The organism is Aeromonas sp. TS_SC_11, from assembly GCF_057318915.1.
In genome coordinates, this window is the sequence record NZ_CM170470.1 from 3,943,873 (window position 1) to 3,965,366 (window position 21,494).

The following is a 21,494-nucleotide window of genomic DNA, read 5'->3' on the forward strand; positions in this document are numbered from 1 at the left end:
AATCTGAAAATAAGCTTGCGCACAAGGGCTGACTTCATATGAAAACGCTACATGTGAAACCCATGGTCAGGAAAAACGGACTCACCTTGGTATTGTTGGGCATCATAGTAACCATTACTATGATTTTTATACTTTTTTTCTTCCGTGAACAACCACTAATCCCCTTCATCTCTGGCCTGTTGGCGGGTCTGATGATGATCTTTATCGGCTCGTTGAAGCTGGTCGAACCCCATATCAGCCTCTCCCTCTGCCACGATTGTTTGCAATATCACCACAAATACGGCGGTTGGATCCTGAAATGGAGAAATATTCAGCGAATTGACCAACCGCGCATTCATCTCGGTTGGGATCTGGTCCCCCTGCCCTACATTGGATTGAAGATAAAAGATTACGATGATTTTTTGACATTGATCACACCCAGGTTGGCCGTTCGCCTGCTGACCGAGCAAAGATCCGTGCTGTTGCAGGCCCTGCGCAATGAACAACAGGATTGTCCGAGCGGTACCTGTGGTGGTGCACTGCAGGGGGAAGGCTTGCTGGAGGAGAGCCGTTTTCGCTCTTCGTCAGGCCAGCGTTATGAGGGGGTGATCGCCATGCTGGCCAATCGCATGACCCGGCTGCGTGAGCTGCTTGGTTACGATCTGCTGGTGCCGGACAACAGCTTGGATCGGGATCCAGCCGAATTTATCCGCCTTTTGCACCAATACCAGCGGGAGTCGAATCTAATCCAGATCAATTAAACGCCGGATTGAGCTTGCCAAGGCGGGCGGCTCTTTTTAAGGTCTCCCCCCTGTTACACCCAGAACACCGCTTATGAAGTACATCGAAGAGTTCTATCTGTTCGTCAAGGTGGTGCAAGAGGGAGGCTTCTCCCACGCAGCTGCCGCACTGGGCATGCCGACCGGCACCATCAGCCGACGTATTTCTCAGCTCGAAGAGCAACTCGGCTGCTCTTTGCTGCACAGATCCACCCGCAAGCTCCGCCTCACCGATGAAGGGCTCAGATATTACGAGCGCCTGTGCACCCCGCTGGCCGAAATTGAACAGGCCACGGGGGAGATCCAGGGGCGGGAAGCCGATATCAATGGCGTGATCCGTCTCGCGGCGCCGATCGCCCTCTCCAATACCCTCTTGGTCGACATGCTGGCAGATTTCGGTCTGCACTATCCTGAAGTACAGTTCGACATCACCCAGACCAATGATCATCAGCACCTGTTTGATAACGATAGGGATCTGGTGTTTTTCAACGGTGAGCTGCCGCAATCCATGACCAATGCCCTCTGCCTTGGTCACATCGAATATGGCCTGTTCGCCTCCAGGCTGTATCTGGAGAAAATGGGCACGCCAGCCCACCCAGCACAGCTGGAAGAGCATTCGCTGATCTACTGTTGGCCACACCAGCACTGGCAATTGATCGGCCAGGATGACCAGACAATACAGATAAAGCGCGCCGCCAAGCTGACCGTCAACCAGACACAGGCGGCCGTCAGGGCAGCCAGACGGCATCTGGGTATAGTCAATGCCCCGCTCCATTATGTGCATCCATTCTTGCAAGATGAGCAGCTGGTGGCCGTGCTGCCGGACTGGAAAACCGGCCATCGCCCCTTCTACATGGTGCGCTGCCAGCCTCAGTTTGCCCCGCTGCGTGTTAAGATGTTCGCTGAATTCGTTGAAAAATACTCGGCGCACTACCGGAACCGCCAATGGGACAACCAATTTTCACCGGCAACCAGTCTGTCCCATTGCATCTGACCGTGAGCGGGCCACACTTATAGCAATCCTCGTTGACCAGGCCAGCCTAACACTATGAATGTATTGATATGTGATGACTCAGGATTCGCTCGTAAACAGCTGGCCCGTGCCCTTCCCGCTGACTGGGATGTGACGCTGCATTACGCCGCAAACGGACTCGAAGGGATAGAGCAGGTGCTGATGGGGCATGGCGACCTGATCTTTCTGGATCTGACCATGCCGGAAATGGACGGCTACGGTGTGCTGGAGACCCTGCAACAGGAGGGGCTGCGCAACAAGGTGTTCGTCGTCTCTGGCGACATCCAGCCTGAAGCTCATCAAAGGGTCATGAGCCTCGGTGCGCTCGACTTCATCAAGAAACCCGCCGCCCCCGAAACCCTGACCGCCCTGCTCAGGCAACACGGCTTGTGGCAGCCAAACGGCGTGGCCTCGACCCCCATCCCCCTCCTCACCGGTATAGCAACAGCTGAGCCCGATGCCGACGTTGGCATCAAGATCAGCCCCGAGATCCGCGACGTGTATCAGGAGCTCGCCAACGTATCCATGGGCCAGGCCGCCGATTTGCTGGCCCGCCTGCTCAATGCCTTCGTAGTACTGCCCATTCCCAACGTCAACGTGCTGGAGGTCTCCGAGCTGCACATGGCCCTCTCGGCCGCCGCCGATTCGGATACCCTTTCCGCCGTCTGTCAGGGCTTCATCGGTGCCGGTATCGCCGGCGAAGCGCTGATCCTGTTCCACGACTCCAGCTTCAAAGACCTTGCCCGGCTGATGAAGCATCAGGGAGCACTGGATCGCAATGCCGAGCTGGAGCTCTTGATGGACACCGCCAACGTGCTGATCGGTGCCTTCCTGCGCGGTTATGCCAGCCAGCTCGACACTCCTTTCAGCCAAGGCCACCCTGTGGTGCTCGGCCAGCACAGACCCATCAAGGATCTCATCAACACCAACAAGAGTCTCTGGCGTCGTACCCTGGCCATCGAGATCAACTACCGGGTCCAGGATTACGCAGTGCAGTGTGACCTGCTACTGCTGTTTACCGAAGATTCCATCGCCACCATGAACAACAAAATCATGCACATGCTCTAGGGAGTGACCATGGATATTCGTGAATTTCATTGGCTGATGAACATAGTCCAGAACCTGGACGTAGGGCTGGTGGTACTCGACAAGGAGTACAAGGTGCAGGTGTGGAATGGCTTCATGGAGAGCCACAGCGGCCGGATGGCGGGCGAGGTGCGCGATGGTGTCCTGTTCGAGCTTTTTCCCGACGTTGACAGGGCCTGGTTCGAGCGCAAGGCCAACATGGTGTTCCAGCTCAACAACCGCGCCTTCAGCACCTGGGAACAGAGACCCTATCTGCTGCGTTTCTCCAACTATCGCCCCATCACAGGCTCGGCTCCCCATATGTTCCAGAACCTGACCCTGGTGCCGCTGGCCGATTTTGGCGGCCAGGTGACCCACATCGCCGTGATGATCTACGATGCCACCGACGAAGCCATGCTGATGACAGGGCAACGGCAGATATGACGAACAAGACCATGCAGTAACAAAACAGGGCGCCGAAGCGCCCTGTTTCATTTCATGGCATTCTCACGCGCCGAGATACTCGGTAAAGGCGTCGATCACCTCTTCGATGTCGTCGTCATTGATCTGCAGATGGGTCACCAGCCTCAGCTCGCCATAACCGGAGAAGAGGATCCCTCGCTCCTTCATGAAAGCCAGCAAAGGCGCACTTTCGCCACTCGTCAGTTGCAAGAACACCATGTTGGTCTGCACCTGACCCAGATCCAGCCTGACGCCCGGCAGCGTCGCCAGCCCTTCGGCCAGCCGTCTGGCGCGGCGGTGATCGTCACCAAGGCGCACCACATGCTGCTGCAGGGCAAACAGACCGGCCTGGGCTAGGATCCCCGCCTGACGCATGCCGCCACCTACCATCTTGCGCAGCCGTCTGGCACGAGCGATGAAGGCATGAGAACCCACCAGCAGCGATCCCACCGGCGCTCCCAGCCCTTTGGAAAGACAGATGGAAATGCTGTCAAATGGCGCAGCCAGCTCACGCACCGAATGGCCACTCGCCACGACTGCGTTGAACAGACGAGCGCCGTCCAGATGCAGCAGCAGGCCGTGCTCGTCGACAAACTCGCGCATCTCGTGCAAATAGCTTAGCGGCAACACCTTGCCGTTATGGGTGTTTTCGAGGCAAACGAGGCGAGTCTGGGCAAAATGGGCATCGTCAGGGGCAATGGCTGCGCGCACGTCGGCCAGCGCCAGTGAGCCATCGGCCTGCATGGGCACGGGTTGCAGGGCCACAGACCCCAGCACGGCAGAACCCTGTGCCTCGTAGCGATAGATGTGGGCTGCCGAGCCCAGCACGGCACCTTCCCCACGCTGGCAATGGCTCATCACCGCCAGCAAGTTGGACATGGTGCCGGATGGCACGAACAGCGCGGCTTCTTTGCCAAGCAGGTCGGCGCCATAGGCTTCGAGCCCATTGACGCCCGGATCCTCCCCATAGACATCGTCCCCAACCTCGGCATGAAGCATGCTCTGACGCATGGCATCCGTGGGTTGGGTGACAGTATCACTTCGTAAATCGATATAGCGCATGACATCCCTCCTGGTGCAGGAGGATGACGTTAGCCAGCGCAGGCTGGCTTGGCAAGCAGGGAGTGTCTGGAATGTGAGCCCGGTGACCGCCTACCAGGACAGCGGCTGCCCCTGCAGATCAACAAAAGCGCCAGATTGAGTCAGGGACAAGCCTGCAATTAAAGTCAGCAAAGAGGGGGCAACCTGGGCGGGGTCCTGCAACGGAGCAGATGCCAGTGCATGAAGAAAAGGCTGGTTCATGGGGGTTGCCATGAGGCCAGGGTGTATCGTGATCACGCCGGACTTGGGAAAGCGCTCGGCCCACTCATGGGCAAGGGTCCTGACCCCCATGTTGAGGGCCGCCTTGCTCATGCGGTAGCTGTAACGTTCCCCTTGTTCATTTACGCCTATGGCTCCCGCCAGATCAGAAATGGCACAGAGCCAGACTCGGCTATCCTCCGCCATCAGGCGGCCAAGCCGGGCAGCCACGGCCAGGGTGGGCCAGGCATTGGCCAGCAGGCTGTCACACAGCCACTTGGGATTGACCTCCTCTACCCGCTTCTCCGGCATGAAGTTGATATCGTGCAACAGGCCTATGGTGTTGATCACCACGCTCGGCAGGGCGACTGTGTCATAGAGGGTGAACAGCGCATCGAAAGAGAGCGGATCCACCTCCTGCAACGGAAAGTAGCAGGCCGGATCCAGTCCTTTTGGCAGTTGCCTGCCCGCCAGTACCAGCTCCTCGCCACGGGCTGACAGCTCCCTGGCCAGCGCCGTGCCCAATCCACCACTGCCCAAGATCAGATAGCCCATCACCTTCTCCCTGGATTGACTGCCTGTTTAGAGGTTATCAGAATAATGACCGCTTGCCGCCAAGGGGAGGCGGCAACCCCCATACGGCTTTATGCCTCACCCAGATGTTTGCCAAACTCCCGTGCCAGCGCCAGATCCAGAAAACCATCTGCCTTCTTGTGGCTGCGCAAGAACTGGTAATACGCGAGCAGGGTGACCAGCTGTTTTTCATCAGGCAGGGATTGCTCGGGAACCAGTTCCTGCAGCAGGGTGCCGGCGGCTGCCAACGCCTCCCGATCCACCACTTCCGCCTGTCGATAGAGGTAGCCGCAACCGGTGGCGAGCCACTCCAGCGAACAGTTGGCTCCCATGGCAATCTGGTTTGCCTTGCCAAGGCCGGGCTCGGCTCCCTTCAGGTACTTGCGGATCAGGGCTTCACTCAACCCCACCTTGCGGGCGAAGGCGCTGACACTGCCCTCCCCGATCAGACTCTGCAACCGCGCGGCAAATCCGTCCATCATGAATCCCGTCAGAACTAAAGTTCGAATGAACAAAAACCACATTATTGCCTTGCCCGGCAGAAGAGACCAAGATGCTGGCAGCATTTATTCCCCAAGGAGTCACCCATGTCTGTATCTCGCCTCGCCCTGCACGCCCAGGGCCCGACCTTCTCTCGCCTTATCATGGGCTACTGGCGTCTGATGGAGTGGCAGCTCTCCCCGGCCGCCCTGCTCGATCTGATGAAGTACCACCTGGACCTGGGGGTGACCACCATAGATCACGCCGATATCTATGGTGGTTACCAGTGCGAAGAGACATTTGGCAATGCCCTGCGCCTGGAACCCTCCTTGCGTGACCGGATGGAAATCGTCAGCAAGTGTGGCATCGCCCTCACCGCCAAGCCTGAGCATGCCCTCAACCACTACAACACCGGCAAGGCGCACATCATCGCCAGTGCCGAGGACTCCCTGCGCAAACTCGCGACCGATCACCTGGATTTGTTGCTGATCCACCGTCCGGACCCCCTGATGGATGCCGATGAGGTGGCCGATGCTTTTATCAGCCTCAAGCAGGCGGGCAAGGTGAAACATCTGGGGGTGTCCAACTTCAGTGCCCGCCAGTTCGAGCTGCTGCAGTCCCGCCTGCCCTTCCCGCTGGTCACCAATCAGCTGGAGATATCGCCCCTGAATCAGAGCACGACGCTGGATGGCACCCTGGATCTCTGTCAGCAACTGCGCATCAAGCCCATGGCCTGGTCCTGCCTGGGTGGCGGACGCCTGTTCGATGGCCAGGAGTATGCTCCGCTGCGCGCCGAGCTCGAGCAGATCCGTCATGAAGTGGGAGCCCAGAACATAGAGCAACTGGTGTACGCCTGGGTAATGATGCTGCCGAGCCAGCCGCTGCCGCTGATTGGCTCAGGCAAGCGGGAGCGGATTGCCGCTGCCGTGGCAGCCGAGTCCATAGCACTCACTCGCCAGCAGTGGTTCCGCATTCGCAAGGCGGCGCTTGGTTACGACGTACCCTGACCCCTGCTTGATGGCCCAATCGCGCGCAAACAAAAACGGCATGGGAAAACCCATGCCGTTTTGCATTAACGAGGCAACTCAACGATGACGCTGGGGGCGACCACGTGGTGCATCTGTCTTCGGTTTGGCTTGGTTGACTGTGATGGTACGGCCACCGATCTCGGTGCCATGCAAACCGGCGATGGCCTTTTCGGCATCGCCATTAACAGGCATTTCAATAAAGCCAAACCCCTTGGACTGACCGGTATCTCGGTCGATGATGATATCGACCTTATCTACCTGTCCAAATTGGCTGAACACGGTTGTCAGTTCGTCGGCCGTCATCCGGTACGACAGATTACCTACGTAAATCTTCATGCCATCCACTCTCGATTCAAGGTGCCTTCTCTATCCCATCACCAACACAAAGGTAAGGGCACAACCCCCATGCCGGACCTGCCAGGGCGTCATGCCTTGGCACTCCCCGTTCTGCTCACTCAAGTCATTGATCTCTTGGGTGAACAGAACAGGCAAGATCAATTCGAGTCACTGGCAGTATCTGAGCTTTGAGATGGATTGTCGAGAAAATAGTCAGCTCAAACCGGGAGCAGCTCGTTCAGCACACCCTTGATCGCCCTGCGGCCATGCCAGGCTCGTTTAAAGCCAAAGCGGTAGATGCCAGGGGCAACCTCATGGGTCCCTTCGCGGCCCAGCCCCATCAGTGCGGTCGCCGCAGCAAGCTGCGTACCATCGAGCCTAAGGTCCAGACTGAACGCCAGCCACTGACCGTCGTGACCTACCTTGTATTCCCGCTCTATGGCCACCAGCGCCGTTTTAGGCAAGGCCAGGGCCTGATCATCGCTGCCGTTGAGCAGATAGAGGTGCTCGTCATCCCAACCCAGTTCGGCCAGCCGCCAGCGTTGCCAACTGCGTGGCAGAGAGACCAGGATCCCTGTGATGCCTCCGAATATCACCCCAACCCAGTGGAGCAACCCCATGGCACCCCGTCCATACCACAAAGAGGCCGCCACCACGCCCCAACTCGTCAGCAACAACAGAAAAATGACGCAGCGATAGGGCATTGCCGGCGGCATCAGCAAGCGAACCCCGGGGGTTGCCAGCAAGGATGTAATTCGCATGAAAGGTTCCTGTGACCGTGAAATGGCGCCATTGTGAATAGACCTCAAGGGACTGACAAGGGGGTTTTCTTTGTCATCCCCCTATAAAATCAATACCATGGCATCAATGATACTCAATGGAACTTGTTTCTTGACCAGCTCGCAGCCCTGTGTGCGCTTTTGTGGCGTCAACAAATTCTACGGTGACTTCCAGGCCCTGCATCAGATTGACCTCACCATAGCGCGAGGGGAGAAGTGGGTTATCTGCGGCCCGTCAGGCTCGGGAAAATCCACGCTGATCCGCACCATCAATGGCCTGGAGGGAATAGACAGTGGCCAGCTGTTCCTGTTTGGCGAGCCCGTTACCCCCGCCTACCTGCGTCGCCTGCAAGGGCGAGTCGGCATGGTGTTTCAGCAGTTCAACCTGTTCCCCCATATGACGGTGCTGGAAAACCTGATGGTGGCCCCTGTACATACGCTGGGACTGAGCACGCAAGCGGCCAAAACCCGTGCCCTCGGCCTGCTGGAACGCGTACGCATTCAGGCCCAGGCCGACAAGTACCCCCACCAGCTCTCCGGCGGCCAGCAGCAGCGCGTGGCCATCGCCCGCTCCCTCTGCATGCAGCCGGAACTGATGCTGTTTGATGAGCCTACCTCGGCCCTCGATCCCGAGATGATCCGCGAGGTACTGGATGTGATCCGCGAGCTGGCAGACGAGGGAATGACGCTTATCTGCGTCACCCACGAGATGGGTTTTGCCCGCCAAGTGGCGGATCGGGTGCTCTTCATGGATGAGGGCAAGATCATCGAATCCGCCCCGCCGGCTCAGCTGTTCAGCAAGCCTGCCCACCCGAGAACCCGTGCCTTTCTCGAGCAGGTGCTCAGCTACCATGGCTGATACCCGACCCACCCGCCTCGCCAGCTGGCTGCTGGCAATCCTGTTGCTGATCCTGCTGCTGGGCTGGGTGCTCTACAGTGGCGCCCATCAGATGGGTTATGAGTGGCAGTGGCAGCGGGTCGGTCCCTTTCTCGGGGAGTGGGAAGATGGCGACTTCTACCCTGGCCCACTGCTCAGCGGCTTGCTGGTCACCCTGCAAGTAGCCTTGCTCAGTCTGGCAGGCACCCTGGTCGTCGGGTGTTCCGTCGTCAGCCTGCGTCTGCTTCCCTCTCGCCTGGGCCCCTGGCTTGCCGTCACCTATCTGGCGCTGGTGCGCACCACGCCCCAGCTGGTGCAACTCTACATCCTCTATTTTCTGCTGGGCCCCATGTTGGGACTGGCCCCGCTCGCCTGCGCCGTGCTGAGTCTCTCTCTCTATCAGGGGGCCTTCACCGCCGAAGTGTTGCGAGCAGGAATACAGGCTATCCCCAGCGGACAGTGGGAGGCAGCGCGCTCTCTTGGTTTGTCACCGGCCATCACACTGCGCAAAGTGATACTGCCGCAACTGGTTCGTGTCGTGCTGCCTCCACTCACCAACGAGCTGGTGTCACTCATCAAGCACTCGGCGCTGGTGAGTGTCATCGCCATCTTCGATCTCACCAACGAAGGGCGTACTCTGGTGGCCGATACCTTCCTCACCTTTGAGGTGTGGTTCACCGTAGCCGCCCTCTATTTGCTGTTGACGCTGACACTGTCAGCCTGTTCGCGGGCGCTCGCCCGTCATCTGGATCCGGAACAACAAGGACGCTAACCATGTCACTCTCGTTCAAAACCGCCCTCTCGGGCGCAGCCCTGCTCTTTACCGCTCTCTTTACCCCTGCCCAGGCAGAAGGCGAGGCATCTGCCACCCTGGCGCAGATAGAACAAAGCGGCACCCTGCGGGTTGGCATGTCCACCTTCGCTCCTTGGGCGATGCGCGACAAACAAGGCGCCCTCATCGGCTTCGAAATCGATGTTGCCCGCCGCCTGGCCACCGACAACGGCTGGCAGGTCGAATTCGTCCCCACCGCCTGGGATGGCATCATCCCTTCTCTGCTGGCAAAAAAATATGACGTCATCATAGGCGGCCTCACCATCACACCCGAACGGGAGAAGAGCGTGCGCTTCACCCAAGCCTACTCCCACTCAGGCATCCAGCTGGCCGCCTCAAAGGCGCAGGCCCAGGACAAAAAGACACTGTCCGACTTCAACCAGCGCGGCGTGATCCTGGCGGTGCGCCGTGGCGCCTCACCGGTGCAGGTCGCCAAGGAGAACTTCCCCAAGGCGACCCTTCGCCAGTTCGATGATGAATCCCAAGTGTTTCAGGAAGTACTGAACGGCAGCGCCCACGGCGCCCTCTCCTCTTCCCCGAAACCTGAGCAAGAGACACTGCGCCACCCCGAAGCTCTTTTTATGCCGTTTGCCGAACCGCTGTCGCAAGGCAGCGAAGGCTTTGCCCTGCGCAAGGGGGATGACGCCCTGGCCGAGCAGTTCAACGAGTGGATCGCCGCCCGTCAGGCCGACGGCTGGCTCAAGGCCCGTCATGACTACTGGTTCAAGTCGCTGGCATGGGAAGCCCAGGTCGCCAATCCCTGATGCTGATTGCCATCAAACGCGCTACCCGAGCCGTCGGCTGGCTCGATGGGATACTCATGCTGATACTGCTGCTGGCAGGCATGTGGCTTGCCAGCAGATTGCACCTTGGCGTGGCCTACCAATGGCACTGGCAGGCCGCCTTCGAGTTGCTGTTCACGCGCGGCCCCCAGGGTGAGCTGCCCTATTTTTTCAGCGGCTTGCTCACCACCTTGCGCATCGCCCTACTCGGCATGGCGCTGGCGCTGCTGCTGGGCACTGCGCTGGGTCTGGCGGCATTCAGCCGCCGTCCCTGGCTGGTGTTGCCGGCGACCCTGTTCATCCAGTTGATCCGCAATCTGCCGCCGTTGGTGTTTATCTTCATTTTCTACTTCTTTATCGCCAATCAATTACTGCCGGCGAGCGGCCTCTCCCGCTGGCTCGGCACTCTGTCACTCTCCCCCTGGCAAGAGGCGCTGCTGGGCCCGCCCGCCAGATGGGAGAACCTCATCTCTGGCACCCTCTGTGTCGGCATGATCAGCGCCGCCTTCGTCGCCGAGATAGTCCGTGCCGGTCTCGCGGCCGTGCCCAAAGGGCAGTGGGAAGCGGCGCAGAGTCTGGGGCTCTCGCCCCGGGTGCGGCTGCGCCGAGTGATCCTGCCCCAAGCCATGTTGCTGATGCTGCCTCCCCTCACCGGCCAGCTCATCGCACTGGTGAAGGATACCGCTATCGTTTCCCTCATTTCGGTGCAAGAGCTCACCTTCGTCGGCACCGAGATGGCCAACTCCAGTGGGCTGGTTTATGAAATCTGGCTACTGGTGGCGGCCGCCTATTTATTGATATGTTTGAGTCTGTTTGTGCTGCTCAGCCGACTCGAAGCAAAACAAGGAGCCCATTGATGCTGACGTCCCTGTTACTGGCCTCTGTACTGCAGGCCGAGGCGATCGGCGGTTATGCCGCCGGTTGCCTCAAAAACGGCATGGCCCTGCCACTGGAGGGACCCGGGTATCAGGTGATCCGCACCAAGCGGCTGCGTTACTACGGTCATCCCGACCTCATCCACTATCTGCAGGGGCTGGCCAACCAGACCCGCATGGCTGGCATGCCGGATCTCTATATCGCCGATCTGGCGATGGCCCGCGGCGGTCCCTTTACCTCGGGCCATCGCAGTCACCAGACGGGCCTGGATGCCGACATCTGGTTTCGCATGGCTAACCGCCCCATCAGCAAGTGGGAGCAGGATGCCCCCAGGGAGTGGGCGCTGATCGACGAGCCCAGCTATCGGGTATTGCCGGGTCGCTTCGGCCCGGAGCAACTGAACCTGTTGCGACTGGCTGCCAGCAAGCCCGAGGTGGCGCGCATCTTTATCAACCCCGTCATCAAGGGCGAGGTGTGCAAACGTGCCGCCGATGAGCCCTGGGTTGCCAAACTGCGCCCCTGGGTCGGCCACTTCAGCCACTTTCATGTGCGGCTGCGCTGCCCCGTCGGCAGCCCGGATTGCGAGCCACAAGCTCCCATTCCCCCCGGCAATGGCTGCGGCGCCGAGCTGGCCTCCTGGCTCAAGGACAAGCCACAGCTACCCAAGGTCTCCGGTATCAACAAGATGCCCATCCTGCCCGCCCGTTGTGGCAACTGACCCCAAGCTGGTATGGTGGGCCCATATCCGCTAGAAATTTCAATGGAGAACAACAAGATGGCCACTTCACTCTGGCGCAGCACCACGCAGAGCCTGTTGACACTGACCCTGCTGCTGGGATTGACCGGCTGCGGCATGAACAATATTCCGACCCTGGATGAGCAGGTCAAGGCGAGCTGGGGCCAGGTCGAGAATCAGTATCAGCGCCGCGCCGATCTCATTCCCAATCTGGTGGCCACCGTCAAGGGCTACGCCAGCCATGAGCAGGAGACCCTCAAAGCGGTCACCGATGCCCGTGCCAGGGTTGGCAGTGTGCAGGTGAGCGATCCGGCCCAGCTCAAGGAGTTTGAAGCGGCCCAGAACCAGCTCTCCAGTGCCCTCTCCCGCCTGATGGTGGTGGTGGAGCGCTATCCGGATCTCAAGGCAGATCAGCAGTTCCTCACCCTGCAGGCGCAGCTGGAAGGCACCGAGAACCGCATCTCGGTAGCACGCCGTGACTACATAGAGGCGGTGCGCCAGTTCAATACCGAGATCCGCACCTTCCCCGGCGTCATCTGGTCCAAGCTGCTCTATTCAGATCTCGAAGCCAAACCGAGTTTCAGTGCCAAACCCGGGGCTGAAGAGGCGCCCAAGGTCAGCTTCCAATGAGCAAATTTGCCCGCTGGTTGCTGCCCTGTCTGTTGCTCTGGACCGCAGTACTGCAAGCCGCCCCCGACTTTCCGGCCCTCAGCGGCCGGGTCGTGGACGAGGCGAACCTGATGTCCCGCAAGCAGGCCCACCAGCTGACCCAGCAACTGGCCACGTTTGAAAAACGCAGCGGCATCCAGCTGGTAGTGGTCTCCATCGACAGCCTGGATGGCGAGACCATAGAGGAGTACGGCTATCAGCTCGGTCGTCATTGGGGCATAGGCCAGAAGGGAAAGAACAACGGTGTGCTGCTGCTGATCGCCCAAGATGAGCGCAAAGTGCGTATCGAAGTGGGCTATGGGCTGGAGGGTGCCCTGCCCGATGCCATTGCCGCCAACATCATCCAGACCCGGATCCTGCCCGCCTTCAAACGTGGTGACATGGTTGCGGGCGTAGTGGCCGGCAGCCAGAGCATCATGCAGGCACTGGCGGGTGAATATCGGCCAGTGGACACCGCCAAAAAAGAGGACAAGCTGGGTGGTCCCTGGCTGTTCATTCTGATGGTGATTGTGATGATAGTGCTGCATAACCTGCGCGGAGGCGGTGGAGGCGGTGGCAGTGGTCGACGCCGCGCGGCTTTTCTGGCCGGAGGTTTTGGTGCCGGTAGCTTCGGCGGCAGAGGAGGTGGCGGCGGTGGCTTCAGCGGTGGCGGCGGCAGTTTTGGTGGCGGTGGTGCCTCCGGTGGTTGGTAACAGGAATAAAGAGACAGACCATGATTTCTAAACAGTTCTTTCACACCCTGCAGGCCAAGGTTCGCGAGGCGGAGCTGGAAACAGACGCCGAGCTGGTCACAGTACTGGCCCCGGCCAGCGACGGCTATCGCTACATTCCCACCCTGTGGGCAGCCCTGATTGCCATGCTCACTCCCCTGCTGGTGTTCGAACTCGGCTTCTGGCTCGGCTGGTACGAGATACTGCTGGCACAGTGGTCAGTCTGGTTGCTGCTGAGCATACTGTTCCACTGGACTCCCATCAAAATGTACCTGATCCCGAAGAAGGTACGCAGGCACAGAGCCGCCCTGATGGCGCGCCTGCAGTTTGTCGAGCAGGGGCTGCACCGTACCCGTGACAGGCTGGGGGTGCTGATCTTCGTCTCTGTGGCCGAGCACTATGTAGAGATACTGGTGGATGACGGCATCGCCCAGCATATCGACAATGACCAGTGGCAGGCGATCATCGATGACTTCACCCGCCGGGTACGCAACAAGGAGGTGGAGCAGGGATTCCTCGAATGCGTGGAGCGCACCAGCGCCATCCTGACCGACGCCTTCCCGGCTACCCGGGATCAAAACGAGCTGCCCGACAGCTTGATCATCCTGGACAAGCCCTGATCGGGTTTAAAATACCGGCATTTTGTTCAAGGGATAGCCGCTCGATAAAGATTATGAAAAATAAGGGGAAAAGTGGTTGACCCAGACAGCCCTTTCCCCTAAATTACGCCCCGTTCCGGCGCAACAGCGCAGCGAACGCAGTGTTGGCCGAACACATTAAACTCTGGTCAAAAATTTGGTGAGGTGTCCGAGTGGCTGAAGGAGCACGCCTGGAAAGTGTGTATACGGCAACGTATCGAGGGTTCGAATCCCTCCCTCACCGCCAAATTTAAAAGAACCGACCTGATGGTCGGTTTTTTGCTTTTGGGGAAACCGCAACGCTGATGTCGACGAGGGAAGGTGAGAACCCTCGCTGGGTTCGAGCAGAGCAGCTTGCTGCGATGAACGGCCAACGGCCGCCCCGAAGGGGTGAGCCACGCAGTGGCGAATCATCCCTCCCTCACCGCCAAATTAAAAAGAACCGACCTGATGGTCGGTTTTTTTGCTTTTGTCCTGTTGCCACTCGGGTTATTCATCCGAGGCTCAGCCAAACCTTCCGTGTTATCTTGCACACCCTCCCCCCTTCCTTGTCCTCTGCCTCCATGAATTGCTCAGTGATTGGATATCATTTTGAAAAACTGATACTTAAATAGCTACACTAGCCCTTATCAATATTCAGGGATGTACAAAAAATGAGCTTGATTGGCCTTCTTTTTGCAATAATCTGTATTCTTGGCGGTAACATCATAGAAGGTGGGCATCCCAGCGCCCTGCTCGATCTGCCAGCCTTCCTCATCGTGATTGGCGGTACAATCGGTGCCGCACTGACCCAGTTCCCTTTCTCCGTCGTCGGCAAAACCTTCAAACGCTTCAAATGGCTGCTCTCTCCCCCCAAACTCGACCTGCTGGAACAGGCGCAGTTGCTGGAAACGATGGCAGCTAACGCCCGCCGTAGCGGTATGCTGGCACTGGAAGGCATGATCGACGAGATCAAGGATCCCTTCCTGAAAAAAGGGGTACAGATGATGGTCGATGGCTACGAGAAGACCAAGATCCACGAGGTGCTGGAGAACGAAATCGAGTTCGAGCATGAGGATCTTGAGCAGACCGTCAAATTTTACGAAGCCATGGGAGGCTACTGCCCGACCATGGGAATAGTGGGCGCCGTATTCGGCCTGATCCACGCCATGGGCCTGCTGGATGCACCGGACAAACTGGGGGGGGCCATAGCGGTGGCCTTCATCGCCACCATTTACGGTGTAGGGGCAGCCAACCTGATCTTTTTACCCTTTGGCAACCGCTACAAGGGGTTCGCCCATGATATCCGCCACTACAAGGAGATGACACTGACCGGCATCCTCTGCATCGTGGATGGCGAGTCGCAAGCCCGTCTACAAGTGACCCTCGAACCTTACATAGGAGGCCATGGTGGCCAAAAAGAAAAAGCCTGAAGCGCCGGAGAACCATGAACGCTGGCTGGTCTCCTATGCCGACTTCATGACCTTGCTGTTCGCCCTGTTCGTGGTGCTCTACTCCTTTGCCATGGCAAAACAGTCTGAAACCCGGGTGCTGATCCAGGGCTTTATCGAATCGCTGGGAAAAATCGGTCTCATCTCCCCTCCTGCGGGTTCACCCGTGATGCAGGGCGGCACAGGGATCCTGGAACCCGAGTCCAGGACAACCCCCAGCAGTCCGGACAAGGAAACTGTGCTGGAAAAAGATGCACCGACTGCGGCGGCAGATCCGTTCAACGAAACCATAGGTGCCTCGGAGAAACCGAGCGCCACCGAGGCCTGGCCTCACAAAACCAAGGAGCAGGAGTGGGTGCAGGTCACCAAACAGACGCTCAACCAGCAACTCAAGGCGCAGATTGAATCCAAGGATCTGGAAGTGGAGCAGCTCGGCAGCCAGCTGGTGATCCGCATCGGTGAGAAGGCATTGTTTCCGGCCGACTCGGCCTTTCTGCAACCCCAATTCATCCCCCTGGTCCACAAGATCGCCGGCATACTGGCCAACATCCCGGGCAAGGTAGTGGTCACAGGCCACACCGACAACTCACAAGTGCCGCTCGAACTCTATCGCAGCAACTGGGAGCTGTCGGTACTGCGCGCGGCGTCCATCGTCCATATCATGCTGACCGATCCCAAACTGGACGCCACAAGGGTCATCGCCCAGGGGGTAGCCGATGCGCAGCCGCGCTACCCCAACGATACGGCTGAACACCGGCAGGCAAACCGCAGGGTCGAGATTACCCTCTCCCAAGGCAAGGCGGCCGAAGAATCACTCCCCATTCTCAAACCCTGACCCGTGCAGACCCCCTGTCGGGGGTCTTTTTTAGCTTTTCTTTAGCGCTTTCATCCCTTTCACGGCCACATCCCCTCAATTTCTCCTTCCTTTTTCCCTTCGGGGAAGTCTCTGCACACACCGCTGCCAAGCCTTGTTTTACCAGCCAATTCAGGTCGTTGAAAGTCATTCTCAAATGAGAAAATTGACCTTTGTAGCAAAAAACGATTTTACCCCCATCGATTAATTATTAATCCCCTGAAATGACATGTAAATCAGTATGAAAGTGTCATAATGCGTAACATTACTGTTAAGTCACGTGATTAATTTGGTTAGGGAAAATCTCTATGTTTGCTGATATTGCTGTTCAACATTGGGCTTTTGCCATTTATGTCATTGCAGCCATCTGCCTCTGTCTGATGATGATCGGCCTGGCCGCCCTGCTGGGTGGGCGCGCCCACGGCCGCGCCAAGAACACTCCCTTCGAGTCTGGCGTCGATTCTGTGGGTAACGCCCGCCTGCGCTTCTCCGCCAAGTTCTATCTGGTTGCCATGTTCTTCGTCATCTTCGACGTAGAGGCGCTTTACCTGTTTGCCTGGTCTGTTTCCGTTCGGGAAAGCGGCTGGGTCGGCTTCATTGAAGCCGCCATCTTTATCGGCTTGCTGCTGGTAGGACTCCTCTACTTGTGGCGTATCGGCGCCCTCGACTGGGCACCGAAAAAACGCGCCCTGACCGACAAGAAGCCTGACTGACTTACTGATTCTCTCTTTGAGGTTGCACCATGAAGTACACCCTGACCCGGATTGACCCGGATGCGCCCGTTGAGCGCTATCCACAGGAACAGAGCCAGACCGTCGATGACCCGCTGTCACAAGATGCGACACGCGGCATCATGATGGGGCGTCTCGAGGAGGTGTTGCAAGACACCGTCAACTGGGGTCGCAAAAACTCCCTCTGGCCCTACAACTTCGGTATCTCCTGCTGCTATGTGGAGATGTGTACCGCGTTCACTTCCCCCCATGACGTGGCCCGCTTCGGTGCCGAAGTGATCCGGGCCTCGCCCCGTCAGGCGGATTTCATGGTGATCGCCGGAACCCCCTTCATCAAGATGGCGCCTGTCATCCAGCGACTGTATGAACAGTTGCTCGAGCCCAAGTGGGTCATTTCCATGGGCGCCTGCGCCAACTCGGGCGGCATGTATGACATCTATTCAGTGGTACAGGGGGTAGACAAGTTCCTGCCGGTCGACGTCTATATTCCGGGCTGCCCGCCCCGTCCTGAGGCCTTCCTGCAAGCCCTGATGCTGCTGCAGGACTCCATTGGCAAGGAACGCCGCCCCCTCTCCTGGGTCGTCGGCGATCAGGGGATCTACCGTCCCGACATGCCGGCCGAGAAAGACCGCAAACGGGGCGAGCGGATCAAGGTGACCAACCTGCGCACGCCGGATGAGATCTGACCATGAAACTGACTCGCGATTTTCCCAGCAATTACACCATGGCCCAGTGGCAACCCAGCGATCACCAGGATGCCCAGGTTGTCGGCGAACTGTTTGCCCACTTCGGTGCCGAGCGTTTCACCGTGCAGAGTACCCGTACCGGCGTACCCGTGATCTGGCTCGCCCGCGAACTGCTGCTGGATGTGGTGGGCTTTTTGCGCAAGCTCCCCTCCCCATTCGTGATGCTGTATGACCTGAGCGCCACCGACGAACGGCTGCGCAGCCATCGTGACGGCCTGCCCCAGAGCGACTTCACCGTCTTCTATCACTTCATCTCCATCGACCGTAACGCCGATGTGATGCTCAAAGTGCCCCTTGCCGAGAGCGACCTGCATCTTCCCACCCTCACAGGCCACTTCCCCAACGCCAACTGGTATGAGCGGGAAGTGTGGGATCTGCTGGGCATTACCTTCGACGGCCATCCCCATCTGACCCGCATCATGATGCCCAAGAGCTGGCAGGGTCACCCGCTGCGCAAGGACTATCCTGCACGGGCCACCGAGTTCGATCCCTTCATGCTCGATGCCGCCAAGCAGGACATGGAGCAGGAGAACCTGCTGTTCAAACCGGAAGAGTGGGGCATGGCCCGTGGCAACGAGAACGAGGACTATATGTTCTTGAACCTCGGTCCCAACCACCCGTCCGCCCACGGCGCCTTCCGACTGGTGTTGCAACTCGATGGCGAAGAGATCCGCAACTGCGTGCCCGACATCGGTTATCACCATCGCGGTGCCGAAAAGATGGGTGAGCGCCAGTCCTGGCACAGCTATATCCCCTACACAGACAGGGTCGAGTATCTGGGCGGGGTAATGAACAACCTGCCTTACGTGCTGGCAGTGGAGAAACTGGCCGGCATCAAGGTGCCGAACCGGGTCGACGTGATCCGGGTGATGATGGCGGAGCTGTTCCGCATCCAGAGCCACCTCCTGTTCCTTGGCACCTATATTCAGGACGTGGGGGCCATGACCCCTGTCTTCTTTACCTTCACCGACCGGCAGAAGATCTACACCATCATCGAAGCCATCACGGGTGCCCGCATGCACCCGGCCTGGTTCCGTATCGGTGGCGTTGCCCACGACTTGCCCAAGGGATGGCAGCGACTGGTGCAGGACAATCTGCTGAGCTGGCTGCCCAAGCGTCTGATGGATTATGAAAAAGCCGCCATGCGCAACAGCATTTTGCGCGGACGCACCATTGGCGTCTCTGCCTACACCACTGAGCAGGCGCTCGCCTGGGGCACGACGGGGGCGGGTCTGCGGGCCACGGGCCTCAACTTTGACGTGCGCAAATGGCGCCCTTATTCGGGTTATGACCAGTTCGACTTCGAAGTGCCGGTCGGTAGCAATGGCGATGCCTATGACAGGGCCACGGTACGCATCGAGGAGATCCGCCAGAGCCTGTCGATCATAGAGCAGTGCATGAAGAACATGCCGGAGGGGCCCTTCAAGGCGGATCACCCCCTCACCACACCGCCCCCCAAGGATCGCACCCTGCAAGACATAGAGACGCTGATCACCCACTTTCTGCAAGTGTCGTGGGGCCCTGTGATGCCGGCCGCCGAGTCGTTCCAGATGATAGAGGCCACCAAGGGGATCAACAGTTATTACCTGACCAGCGATGGCTCCACCATGAGCTACCGGACCCGGATCCGCACCCCGAGCTTTGCTCACCTGCAACAGATCCCCTCCGTGATCAAGGGCAGCATGGTGTCGGATCTCATCGTCTATCTGGGCAGTATCGATTTCGTTATGTCGGATGTGGATCGTTGAGTCCTCGGGTAATCAAACCACAGCACTCAACAACCGTGACGAGACAAAAAGAATAAGCCACAAAAGGTTAAGCCATGAGCCAGCAATGTCAGTGCCAAAACAGTCAGACCCCGCAGGGGCAGAGTGCGTGCGGGGGCAAGGGGGATGGACCCGTCCCTGGACCAACAGACGGCTTCGTCCTGAGCCAGGCCGAACGGGACGCCATCGAACATGAGAAACACCACTACGAAGATCCCCGCGCCGCCAGCATTGAAGCGCTCAAGATCGTGCAGCAGGCCCGTGGCTGGGTACCGGACGGTGCCATTTATGCCATCGCCACCGAGCTCGGCATTCCCGCCAGCGACGTGGAAGGGGTCGCCACTTTCTACAGTCAGATCTTCCGTCAGCCGGTAGGCCGCCACATCATCCGCGTCTGTGACAGCATGGTCTGTTACATCAACGGCCACGAAGGGCTGCTGGCCGGCCTCAAGGAAGTGATGGATCTGGCCCCCGGCCAGACCAGCGCCGATGGCCGCTTCACCCTGCTGCCCGTCTGCTGCCTCGGCAACTGCGACAAGGGCCCGGCCCTGATGATCGATGACGACACCTATGGCGGGTTCGATGCCGCCACACTGATCAAGACGCTGGAGGCTTATCCATGAGTCTTCCAACCAACAAGATCCTCGCTTCTCTCGGCACCGCCAACCGCACGCCCCGAGCTCCCGAGACTCATCCGCTCACCTGGCGACTGCGTGACGACGGCCAGCCGGTCTGGCTGGATGAATACCAGAGCAAGCAAGGCTATGACGCGGCCCGCAAGGCGCTGGGCCAGATGAGCCCGGATGAGATAGTCGGCACCGTCAAGGATGCCGGTCTCAAGGGTCGTGGCGGCGCCGGCTTCCCCACAGGGGTGAAGTGGGGGCTGATGCCCAAAGACGAGAGCATGAACATACGTTACCTGCTCTGCAATGCCGACGAGATGGAACCCAATACCTGGAAAGATCGCCTGTTGATGGAGCAGCTGCCCCACCTGCTGATCGAGGGCATGCTCATCTCCGCAAAGGCGCTCAAGGCCTATCGCGGCTATATCTTCCTGCGCGGTGAATACGTGGATGCCGCCGTCCATCTGCGCCGTGCGGTGGAAGAGGCCAAGGCCGCCGGCCTGCTCGGCAAGAACATTCTGGGATCCGGTTTTGATTTCGAGCTGTTCGTCCACACCGGCGCCGGTCGTTACATCTGCGGCGAAGAGACAGCCCTCATCAACTCACTGGAAGGCCGGCGCGCCAACCCGCGCGCCAAGCCCCCCTTCCCCGCCGTTTCCGGTGTCTGGGGCAAACCCACCTGCGTCAACAACGTCGAAACCCTGTGCAACGTGCCCGCCATCATAGGCAATGGCGTGGCCTGGTATCAGGGACTGGCGCTGCCGGGTTCTGAAGATCACGGCACCAAGCTGATGGGGTTCTCCGGCAAGGTGAACAACCCTGGCGTCTGGGAGCTGCCCTTTGGCATCACTGCCCGCGAGCTGTTTGAGCACTACGCCGGTGGCATGAAGCCAGGCTACCGCCTCAAGGCGTGGCAACCGGGCGGGGCTGGCACCGGCTTCCTGCTGCCAGAGCACCTGGATGCCCAGATGTATACCGCCGGTATCGGCAAAGTGGGCACCCGTATGGGGACGGGTCTGGCCATGGCGGTCGATGACAGCGTCAACATGGTTGGGCTCTTGCGCAACATGGAAGAGTTCTTCGCTCGCGAATCCTGCGGTTGGTGCACCCCGTGCCGTGATGGCCTGCCCTGGAGCGTCAAGCTGCTGCGGGCACTGGAGCGTGGCGAGGGACAGCAAGGGGATCTCGCGACCCTGGAGCAGCTTTGCAATTTCCTTGGGCCGGGCAAAACCTTCTGTGCCCACGCGCCCGGCGCCGTCGAACCCCTTGCCAGCGCACTCAAGTATTTCAGATCCGAATTCGAGGCCGGTATCAAGGGGCCAAGCGACCATCACTCGCTGCTCAAAGGGATCCAGCCCAATCTGCTGGGCGAACGCTGGTAAGCGCCAAGGCGCATCGGGCAATAGCCGATTTCACCATAGGTTTCAGGAACG

The 21,494-nt window shown here is 59.0% G+C and carries 25 protein-coding genes, 1 tRNA gene and 1 other RNA gene; 22 read left to right on the plus strand and 5 right to left on the minus strand.

Features of this window, described 5'->3' with window-relative positions:
• Positions 1-38: 38 nt before the first annotated feature.
• The 4 genes from AC1P02_RS18280 (at position 39) to AC1P02_RS18295 (ending at position 3,279) form a co-directional block, all read left to right on the plus strand.
• The gene (locus AC1P02_RS18280) at positions 39-740 is read left to right on the plus strand and encodes a DUF2982 domain-containing protein (RefSeq protein WP_034282930.1); all 702 of its coding nucleotides are present in this window, start codon (positions 39-41) and stop codon (positions 738-740) included.
• A 73-nt stretch (positions 741-813) separates the two neighbouring features.
• The gene (locus tag AC1P02_RS18285; RefSeq protein WP_058394100.1) at positions 814-1,752 is read left to right on the plus strand and encodes a LysR family transcriptional regulator; all 939 of its coding nucleotides are present in this window, start codon (positions 814-816) and stop codon (positions 1,750-1,752) included.
• Between the two features lie 54 nt (positions 1,753-1,806).
• Positions 1,807-2,838, plus strand: a complete 1,032-nt coding sequence (locus tag AC1P02_RS18290) for a response regulator (RefSeq protein ID WP_485182834.1) — start codon at positions 1,807-1,809, stop codon at positions 2,836-2,838.
• Between the two features lie 9 nt (positions 2,839-2,847).
• Complete coding sequence (locus AC1P02_RS18295) at positions 2,848-3,279, plus strand: PAS domain-containing protein (protein WP_005314981.1); 432 nt, start codon at positions 2,848-2,850, stop codon at positions 3,277-3,279.
• Between the two features lie 63 nt (positions 3,280-3,342).
• Here AC1P02_RS18295 and ltaE read toward each other — a convergent pair whose 3' ends face one another.
• The 3 genes from ltaE to AC1P02_RS18310 all read right to left on the minus strand — a co-directional run bounded on the left by ltaE (position 3,343) and on the right by AC1P02_RS18310 (position 5,648).
• Entirely contained in the window at positions 3,343-4,359 is a 1,017-nt protein-coding gene (gene ltaE / locus AC1P02_RS18300; RefSeq protein ID WP_485182835.1) for a low-specificity L-threonine aldolase, read from the minus strand.
• 90 nt (positions 4,360-4,449) lie between these two features.
• The gene (locus AC1P02_RS18305; RefSeq protein WP_290076209.1) at positions 4,450-5,151 is read right to left on the minus strand and encodes an SDR family oxidoreductase; all 702 of its coding nucleotides are present in this window, start codon (positions 5,149-5,151) and stop codon (positions 4,450-4,452) included.
• Positions 5,152-5,240: 89 nt separating this feature from the next.
• Positions 5,241-5,648: a hypothetical protein gene (locus tag AC1P02_RS18310; protein ID WP_005314974.1), complete on the minus strand. Its 408-nt coding sequence runs from the start codon at positions 5,646-5,648 to the stop codon at positions 5,241-5,243.
• A 108-nt stretch (positions 5,649-5,756) separates the two neighbouring features.
• On the opposite strand from AC1P02_RS18310, the gene AC1P02_RS18315 reads away from it, so the two are divergent.
• Positions 5,757-6,656, plus strand: a complete 900-nt coding sequence (locus AC1P02_RS18315; protein ID WP_440146480.1) for an aldo/keto reductase — start codon at positions 5,757-5,759, stop codon at positions 6,654-6,656.
• Between the two features lie 78 nt (positions 6,657-6,734).
• On the opposite strand, the gene AC1P02_RS18320 is transcribed toward AC1P02_RS18315, so the two are convergent.
• Both AC1P02_RS18320 and AC1P02_RS18325 read right to left on the minus strand, forming a co-directional pair.
• Positions 6,735-6,980: an RNA recognition motif domain-containing protein gene (locus AC1P02_RS18320; RefSeq protein WP_005314968.1), complete on the minus strand. Its 246-nt coding sequence runs from the start codon at positions 6,978-6,980 to the stop codon at positions 6,735-6,737.
• Between the two features lie 251 nt (positions 6,981-7,231).
• Complete coding sequence (locus tag AC1P02_RS18325; protein ID WP_429233709.1) at positions 7,232-7,774, minus strand: hypothetical protein; 543 nt, start codon at positions 7,772-7,774, stop codon at positions 7,232-7,234.
• 106 nt (positions 7,775-7,880) lie between these two features.
• Between AC1P02_RS18325 and AC1P02_RS18330 the strand changes: the two genes are divergently transcribed.
• The 17 genes from AC1P02_RS18330 (at position 7,881) to nuoF (ending at position 21,443) form a co-directional block, all read left to right on the plus strand.
• A complete protein-coding gene (locus tag AC1P02_RS18330) occupies positions 7,881-8,651 on the plus strand; it encodes an amino acid ABC transporter ATP-binding protein (RefSeq protein WP_011898629.1) in 771 nt (256 codons plus the stop codon).
• The gene (locus AC1P02_RS18335; protein ID WP_485182836.1) at positions 8,644-9,441 is read left to right on the plus strand and encodes an amino acid ABC transporter permease; all 798 of its coding nucleotides are present in this window, start codon (positions 8,644-8,646) and stop codon (positions 9,439-9,441) included. The genes AC1P02_RS18330 and AC1P02_RS18335 overlap by 8 nt, the downstream gene beginning before the upstream one ends.
• Positions 9,442-9,443: 2 nt before the next feature.
• Positions 9,444-10,265, plus strand: coding sequence for a transporter substrate-binding domain-containing protein (locus AC1P02_RS18340; protein WP_485182837.1), 822 nt, complete (start codon positions 9,444-9,446; stop codon positions 10,263-10,265).
• On the plus strand, positions 10,238-11,140 hold the full coding sequence (locus AC1P02_RS18345) for an amino acid ABC transporter permease (RefSeq protein ID WP_081045621.1): 903 nt from the start codon (positions 10,238-10,240) through the stop codon (positions 11,138-11,140). The genes AC1P02_RS18340 and AC1P02_RS18345 overlap by 28 nt, the downstream gene beginning before the upstream one ends.
• The gene (mepA, locus tag AC1P02_RS18350) at positions 11,140-11,877 is read left to right on the plus strand and encodes a penicillin-insensitive murein endopeptidase (protein WP_096119313.1); all 738 of its coding nucleotides are present in this window, start codon (positions 11,140-11,142) and stop codon (positions 11,875-11,877) included. The genes AC1P02_RS18345 and mepA overlap by 1 nt, the downstream gene beginning before the upstream one ends.
• A 42-nt stretch (positions 11,878-11,919) precedes the next feature.
• Positions 11,920-12,525, plus strand: coding sequence for a LemA family protein (locus AC1P02_RS18355; RefSeq protein WP_005314946.1), 606 nt, complete (start codon positions 11,920-11,922; stop codon positions 12,523-12,525).
• Entirely contained in the window at positions 12,522-13,256 is a 735-nt protein-coding gene (locus AC1P02_RS18360) for a TPM domain-containing protein (RefSeq protein WP_485182838.1), read from the plus strand. Before AC1P02_RS18355 ends, AC1P02_RS18360 begins: the two co-directional genes overlap by 4 nt.
• A 20-nt stretch (positions 13,257-13,276) precedes the next feature.
• On the plus strand, positions 13,277-13,894 hold the full coding sequence (locus AC1P02_RS18365) for a TPM domain-containing protein (RefSeq protein ID WP_005314938.1): 618 nt from the start codon (positions 13,277-13,279) through the stop codon (positions 13,892-13,894).
• A 177-nt stretch (positions 13,895-14,071) separates the two neighbouring features.
• Positions 14,072-14,159: transfer RNA gene (locus tag AC1P02_RS18370), tRNA-Ser, on the plus strand.
• 54 nt (positions 14,160-14,213) lie between these two features.
• Positions 14,214-14,342, plus strand: a non-coding RNA gene (locus AC1P02_RS18375) — RtT sRNA.
• A 223-nt stretch (positions 14,343-14,565) separates the two neighbouring features.
• On the plus strand, positions 14,566-15,324 hold the full coding sequence (locus AC1P02_RS18380) for a flagellar motor protein (protein ID WP_058395405.1): 759 nt from the start codon (positions 14,566-14,568) through the stop codon (positions 15,322-15,324).
• The gene (locus AC1P02_RS18385; RefSeq protein ID WP_059169766.1) at positions 15,299-16,177 is read left to right on the plus strand and encodes a flagellar motor protein MotB; all 879 of its coding nucleotides are present in this window, start codon (positions 15,299-15,301) and stop codon (positions 16,175-16,177) included. The genes AC1P02_RS18380 and AC1P02_RS18385 overlap by 26 nt, the downstream gene beginning before the upstream one ends.
• 326 nt (positions 16,178-16,503) lie before the next feature.
• Positions 16,504-16,908: an NADH-quinone oxidoreductase subunit A gene (locus AC1P02_RS18390; RefSeq protein ID WP_059113242.1), complete on the plus strand. Its 405-nt coding sequence runs from the start codon at positions 16,504-16,506 to the stop codon at positions 16,906-16,908.
• A 29-nt stretch (positions 16,909-16,937) separates the two neighbouring features.
• Complete coding sequence (locus AC1P02_RS18395; RefSeq protein WP_485182839.1) at positions 16,938-17,612, plus strand: NuoB/complex I 20 kDa subunit family protein; 675 nt, start codon at positions 16,938-16,940, stop codon at positions 17,610-17,612.
• Between the two features lie 2 nt (positions 17,613-17,614).
• Positions 17,615-19,420 (plus strand): NADH-quinone oxidoreductase subunit C/D, encoded by a 1,806-nt coding sequence (gene nuoC, locus AC1P02_RS18400; RefSeq protein WP_058395407.1) that lies wholly within the window; start codon positions 17,615-17,617, stop codon positions 19,418-19,420.
• Positions 19,421-19,494: 74 nt separating this feature from the next.
• A complete protein-coding gene (gene nuoE, locus AC1P02_RS18405) occupies positions 19,495-20,061 on the plus strand; it encodes an NADH-quinone oxidoreductase subunit NuoE (RefSeq protein ID WP_290025681.1) in 567 nt (188 codons plus the stop codon).
• A complete protein-coding gene (gene nuoF, locus AC1P02_RS18410) occupies positions 20,058-21,443 on the plus strand; it encodes an NADH-quinone oxidoreductase subunit NuoF (RefSeq protein ID WP_485182840.1) in 1,386 nt (461 codons plus the stop codon). Before nuoE ends, nuoF begins: the two co-directional genes overlap by 4 nt.
• Positions 21,444-21,494 lie beyond the last annotated feature (51 nt).

Bases quoted from the DNA above. Each gene is read 5' to 3' on its own strand.
- AC1P02_RS18280 (WP_034282930.1), top strand. From the start codon at position 39: ATGAAAACGCTACATGTGAAACCCATGGTCAGGAAAAACGGACTCACC.
- AC1P02_RS18285 (WP_058394100.1), top strand. From the start codon at position 814: ATGAAGTACATCGAAGAGTTCTATCTGTTCGTCAAGGTGGTGCAAGAG.
- AC1P02_RS18290 (WP_485182834.1), top strand. From the start codon at position 1,807: ATGAATGTATTGATATGTGATGACTCAGGATTCGCTCGTAAACAGCTG.
- AC1P02_RS18295 (WP_005314981.1), top strand. From the start codon at position 2,848: ATGGATATTCGTGAATTTCATTGGCTGATGAACATAGTCCAGAACCTG.
- ltaE (WP_485182835.1), bottom strand. From the start codon at position 4,359: ATGCGCTATATCGATTTACGAAGTGATACTGTCACCCAACCCACGGAT.
- AC1P02_RS18305 (WP_290076209.1), bottom strand. From the start codon at position 5,151: ATGGGCTATCTGATCTTGGGCAGTGGTGGATTGGGCACGGCGCTGGCC.
- AC1P02_RS18310 (WP_005314974.1), bottom strand. From the start codon at position 5,648: ATGGACGGATTTGCCGCGCGGTTGCAGAGTCTGATCGGGGAGGGCAGT.
- AC1P02_RS18315 (WP_440146480.1), top strand. From the start codon at position 5,757: ATGTCTGTATCTCGCCTCGCCCTGCACGCCCAGGGCCCGACCTTCTCT.
- AC1P02_RS18320 (WP_005314968.1), bottom strand. From the start codon at position 6,980: ATGACGGCCGACGAACTGACAACCGTGTTCAGCCAATTTGGACAGGTA.
- AC1P02_RS18325 (WP_429233709.1), bottom strand. From the start codon at position 7,774: ATGCGAATTACATCCTTGCTGGCAACCCCCGGGGTTCGCTTGCTGATG.
- AC1P02_RS18330 (WP_011898629.1), top strand. From the start codon at position 7,881: ATGATACTCAATGGAACTTGTTTCTTGACCAGCTCGCAGCCCTGTGTG.
- AC1P02_RS18335 (WP_485182836.1), top strand. From the start codon at position 8,644: ATGGCTGATACCCGACCCACCCGCCTCGCCAGCTGGCTGCTGGCAATC.
- AC1P02_RS18340 (WP_485182837.1), top strand. From the start codon at position 9,444: ATGTCACTCTCGTTCAAAACCGCCCTCTCGGGCGCAGCCCTGCTCTTT.
- AC1P02_RS18345 (WP_081045621.1), top strand. From the start codon at position 10,238: ATGGGAAGCCCAGGTCGCCAATCCCTGATGCTGATTGCCATCAAACGC.
- mepA (WP_096119313.1), top strand. From the start codon at position 11,140: ATGCTGACGTCCCTGTTACTGGCCTCTGTACTGCAGGCCGAGGCGATC.
- AC1P02_RS18355 (WP_005314946.1), top strand. From the start codon at position 11,920: ATGGAGAACAACAAGATGGCCACTTCACTCTGGCGCAGCACCACGCAG.
- AC1P02_RS18360 (WP_485182838.1), top strand. From the start codon at position 12,522: ATGAGCAAATTTGCCCGCTGGTTGCTGCCCTGTCTGTTGCTCTGGACC.
- AC1P02_RS18365 (WP_005314938.1), top strand. From the start codon at position 13,277: ATGATTTCTAAACAGTTCTTTCACACCCTGCAGGCCAAGGTTCGCGAG.
- AC1P02_RS18380 (WP_058395405.1), top strand. From the start codon at position 14,566: ATGAGCTTGATTGGCCTTCTTTTTGCAATAATCTGTATTCTTGGCGGT.
- AC1P02_RS18385 (WP_059169766.1), top strand. From the start codon at position 15,299: ATGGTGGCCAAAAAGAAAAAGCCTGAAGCGCCGGAGAACCATGAACGC.
- AC1P02_RS18390 (WP_059113242.1), top strand. From the start codon at position 16,504: ATGTTTGCTGATATTGCTGTTCAACATTGGGCTTTTGCCATTTATGTC.
- AC1P02_RS18395 (WP_485182839.1), top strand. From the start codon at position 16,938: ATGAAGTACACCCTGACCCGGATTGACCCGGATGCGCCCGTTGAGCGC.
- nuoC (WP_058395407.1), top strand. From the start codon at position 17,615: ATGAAACTGACTCGCGATTTTCCCAGCAATTACACCATGGCCCAGTGG.
- nuoE (WP_290025681.1), top strand. From the start codon at position 19,495: ATGAGCCAGCAATGTCAGTGCCAAAACAGTCAGACCCCGCAGGGGCAG.
- nuoF (WP_485182840.1), top strand. From the start codon at position 20,058: ATGAGTCTTCCAACCAACAAGATCCTCGCTTCTCTCGGCACCGCCAAC.